Genomic DNA, 1620 nt, shown 5'->3' with positions numbered 1-1620 from the left:
CTGGCAGGTCGAGGCGTCGTTCCGGATGTCCAAGAGCGACCTACGCGCCCGACCGATCTTCCACCACACCAAAGACGCGATCGAGGCCCACCTGACCATCGTCTTCGCCGCGCTGGCCATCTCCCGGCGCCTCCAAGACCAGACCGGCATGAGCATCAAGAAGATCGTGCGCGCGCTCCGCCCGATCCAGCAGATCACCATCACCATCGCCGGCCACCCCCACACCGCGGCCGACTCCCTCACTGACGCCGCCCGAGACATCCTCATCGCCACAGGCCACGAGCCCGCGACACACTAAATTGGCACGACTCGGGTCTGGCGGCCGTGCTGGCTGGGCAGCGCACGCAGGCCGCGATCGCCGAATGGGCCGCGGACCTGCCCGACTGGGCCCGCCCGCGCCTGGGCATCACCCGCACCCCGCCGGCCTGCGCGACGATCCGACGGGTACTGCTGCTGCTCGACCCCGACCTGCTCGACGCCGTTCTACACGCCTGGCTCGCCGCACGGAACGACCCGGCGGTCCCCGCCACCTTCCGCGCCGTCGCGCTCGACGGCAAAACCTGCCGCGGGGCCCGCACCCGCGACGGCACCCAAGTCCACCTGTTCTCGATGGTCGAGCACACCGCGGGGATCCCCCTTGGGCAGGTCGAGACCACCGGCACCAGCGAAATCGCCTGCTTCCGAACACTACTGGACCGACTCGACCTCACCGGACTGGTCGTCACCGCGGACGCCCTCCACACCCAAACCGGCCACGCGCACTACCTACACCGCCACCACGGGCACTATCTATTCATCGTCAAAGGAAATCAGCCGACCACATACCGGCAACTCGCCGCCCTGCCCTGGAAACAGGTCCCGATCCAGCACACCAGCACCGAGAAGGCCCACGGCCGACGCGAGACCCGAACCCTACAGATCGTCGAACTCCGCCCCGGGATCGCCTTCCCCCACGCCCACCAAGCCCTGCGCATCGTTCGACACCGCACCCATCACGACCGCACCAGCAAAGAAGTCCTCTACGCGGTCACCAGCCTGCGCTTCGGACAACTCACCCCTACCGCAATCGCCACCCTCATCTGGGATTCACCCCGTTGAGACTGTCCGATAAACGGTGTAACTGGCTCGACACGCCAACGAGGTTGGCGAGGAAGGTCAGTGATGACCGAGACACTGCCGAGCGTGAGCTCGATGCCGAAGGAAGCGAAAAAGACCAGGAGGGTCTCCCGTTCGGAGACCGAACGGGCTGCGGTGCGGGAGCTGGTCAAGGCCGCCCGCGCCCGTGGTGAGGACCTGACCGGCCCGGACGGGCTATTGAAGATCTTGACCAAGGACGTGCTCGAGATCGCTCTCGAGGAGGAGATGACCGAGCACCTCGGCTACGACAAACACGCAGCCGAGGGAAGGAATAATGCCAACTCCCGCAACGGAACTCGCGCCAAGACGGTGACCACCCCCGCGGCCGGGGAGGTGGTGATCGAGGTCCCGCGGGACCGGGACGGCACGTTCGAGCCGGTCATCGTCAAGAAGCGGCAGCGCCGCCTGAACGACGTGGACGCGGTGGTGTTGTCGTTGTTCGCCCGCGGGTTGACGACCGGGGAGATCAGCGCGCACTTCGCC

General features: G+C 66.9%; 2 protein-coding genes and 1 pseudogene. All 3 read left to right on the top strand.

Going from position 1 to position 1620, the window contains the following annotated elements:
• A pseudogene (locus BN11_RS20235) lies at positions 1-298 on the top strand (IS1634 family transposase); the annotation flags it as partial.
• Positions 299-324: 26 nt separating this feature from the next.
• Positions 325-1098 (top strand): ISAs1 family transposase, encoded by a 774-nt coding sequence (locus BN11_RS20230; RefSeq protein ID WP_048700226.1) that lies wholly within the window; start codon positions 325-327, stop codon positions 1096-1098.
• Positions 1099-1161: 63 nt separating this feature from the next.
• On the top strand, positions 1162-1620 hold a 459-nt coding region (locus BN11_RS20225), incomplete at its 3' end, for an IS256 family transposase (RefSeq protein ID WP_048700224.1).

Source organism: Nostocoides australiense Ben110 (assembly GCF_001050535.1).
In the GTDB taxonomy this organism is placed as follows: domain Bacteria; phylum Actinomycetota; class Actinomycetes; order Actinomycetales; family Dermatophilaceae; genus Nostocoides_A; species Nostocoides_A australiense.
This window is presented reverse-complemented; position numbering and strand designations above follow the sequence as displayed.